Source organism: Paraburkholderia nemoris, from assembly GCF_905221015.1.
GTDB classification, from domain to species: Bacteria; Pseudomonadota; Gammaproteobacteria; order Burkholderiales; family Burkholderiaceae; genus Paraburkholderia; species Paraburkholderia nemoris.
In genome coordinates this window covers 1-2,740 of record NZ_CAJNBO010000090.1, presented here as the reverse complement: position 1 = coordinate 2,740, position 2,740 = coordinate 1, and the positions used below count along the sequence as shown (strand labels likewise).

The 2,740-nt window shown below is 52.9% G+C and carries 1 rRNA gene; it reads right to left on the bottom strand.

The annotated features are described in order from the left end of the window. Positions 1–219: 219 nt before the first annotated feature. Positions 220–2,740: ribosomal RNA gene (locus KHO33_RS41730) — 23S ribosomal RNA — on the bottom strand; the annotation flags it as partial.

Sequence of the window (2,740 nt, the reverse complement as noted above, 5' to 3'; positions counted from 1 at the left end):
ACAACCAATCTGGAAGAAGTAGTTTCTGGTGATGCTCACCAGAGGGGGTTGTGTTGTTTCTGGCACAACACTGATCACTCAACCGTGCGTGGTGTCCTGCCCCCTTCGGGGGTGGGATCACTGTAAGAGCTTTGCATGGGCCCGGAGTAAGTACTAAAGCACTAACTCCGGCCGACAGCTGAAGCGCTAACACTGATCGACACAAAACACACCTGTTATAGGATCAAGCCTTACGGGCAATTAGTATCAGTTAGCTTAACGCATTACTGCGCTTCCACACCTGACCTATCAACGTCCTGGTCTTGAACGACCCTTCAAGGGGCTCGAAGCCCCGGGGATATCTCATCTTAAGGCGAGTTTCCCGCTTAGATGCTTTCAGCGGTTATCTCTTCCGAACATAGCTACCCGGCGATGCCACTGGCGTGACAACCGGTACACCAGAGGTTCGTCCACTCCGGTCCTCTCGTACTAGGAGCAGCCCCCTTCAAATATCCAGCGCCCACGGCAGATAGGGACCAAACTGTCTCACGACGTTTTAAACCCAGCTCACGTACCTCTTTAAATGGCGAACAGCCATACCCTTGGGACCGGCTACAGCCCCAGGATGAGATGAGCCGACATCGAGGTGCCAAACACCGCCGTCGATATGAACTCTTGGGCGGTATCAGCCTGTTATCCCCAGAGTACCTTTTATCCGTTGAGCGATGGCCCTTCCATACAGAACCACCGGATCACTATGACCTGCTTTCGCACCTGCTCGACTTGTCGGTCTCGCAGTTAAGCACGCTTATGCCATTGCACTATCAGCACGATTTCCGACCGTACCTAGCGTACCTTCGTACTCCTCCGTTACACTTTGGGAGGAGACCGCCCCAGTCAAACTGCCTACCATGCACTGTCCCCAGTCCGGATAACGGACCAAGGTTAGAACCTCAAACAAACCAGGGTGGTATTTCAAGGACGGCTCCACGCAGACTGGCGTCCACGCTTCATAGCCTCCCACCTATCCTACACAGATCGGTTCAAAGTCCAATGCAAAGCTACAGTAAAGGTTCATGGGGTCTTTCCGTCTAGCCGCGGGGAGATTGCATCATCACAAACACTTCAACTTCGCTGAGTCTCGGGAGGAGACAGTGTGGCCATCGTTACGCCATTCGTGCAGGTCGGAACTTACCCGACAAGGAATTTCGCTACCTTAGGACCGTTATAGTTACGGCCGCCGTTTACCGGGACTTCAATCAAGAGCTTGCACCCCATCATTTAATCTTCCGGCACCGGGCAGGCGTCACACCCTATACGTCCACTTTCGTGTTTGCAGAGTGCTGTGTTTTTATTAAACAGTCGCAGCCACCAGTTTATTGCAACCCCTTCACCCTCCTGGCGCAGGCCAGTCAAGCTACAGGGGCGTACCTTATCCCGAAGTTACGGTACCAATTTGCCGAGTTCCTTCTCCCGAGTTCTCTCAAGCGCCTTAGAATACTCATCTCGCCCACCTGTGTCGGTTTGCGGTACGGTCTTGTTAAACTGAAGCTTAGAGGCTTTTCTTGGAACCACTTCCAGTTGCTTCTTCACCTAAGTGAATGGCCTCACACCCTTGAATTCCGCGCCCGGATTTGCCTAAGCGCCTTCTCCAATGCAAGGACCGGGACTTCCAACACCCGGACAACCTTCCGCGATCCGTCCCCCCATCGCATTTAACAATGGTGCAGGAATATTAACCTGCTTCCCATCAGCTACGCATTTCTGCCTCGCCTTAGGGGCCGACTCACCCTACGCCGATGAACGTTGCGTAGGAAACCTTGGGCTTACGGCGAGGGGGCCTTTCACCCCCTTTATCGCTACTCATGTCAGCATTCGCACTTCCGATACCTCCAGCGCACTTTTCAATGCACCTTCGCAGGCTTACGGAACGCTCTCCTACCATGCACATAAATGTGCATCCGCAGCTTCGGTATATTGCTTAGCCCCGTTACATCTTCCGCGCAGGACGACTCGATCAGTGAGCTATTACGCTTTCTTTAAAGGATGGCTGCTTCTAAGCCAACCTCCTGACTGTTTTAGCCTTCCCACTTCGTTTCCCACTTAGCAATATTTGGGGACCTTAGCTGGCGGTCTGGGTTGTTTCCCTCTTGACACCGGACGTTAGCACCCGATGTCTGTCTCCCGTGATTGCACTCTTCGGTATTCGGAGTTTGCTATGGCGTAGTAATCCGCAATGGACCCCACAACCATGACAGTGCTCTACCCCCGAAGGTGATACACGAGGCACTACCTAAATAGTTTTCGGAGAGAACCAGCTATTTCCAGGTTTGTTTAGCCTTTCACCCCTATCCACAGCTCATCCCCTAACTTTTCAACGTTAGTGGGTTCGGACCTCCAGTACGTGTTACCGCACCTTCATCCTGGCCATGGATAGATCACCTGGTTTCGGGTCTACACCCAGCGACTGAACGCCCTGTTCGGACTCGCTTTCGCTACGCCTGCCCTAATCGGTTAAGCTTGCCACTGAATGTAAGTCGCTGACCCATTATACAAAAGGTACGCCGTCACCCCTTGCGAGGCTCCGACTGTTTGTATGCATGCGGTTTCAGGATCTATTTCACTCCCCTCCCGGGGTTCTTTTCGCCTTTCCCTCACGGTACTGGTTCACTATCGGTCGATCACGAGTATTTAGCCTTGGAGGATGGTCCCCCCATCTTCAGACAGGATTTCACGTGTCCCGCCCTACTTGTCGTACACC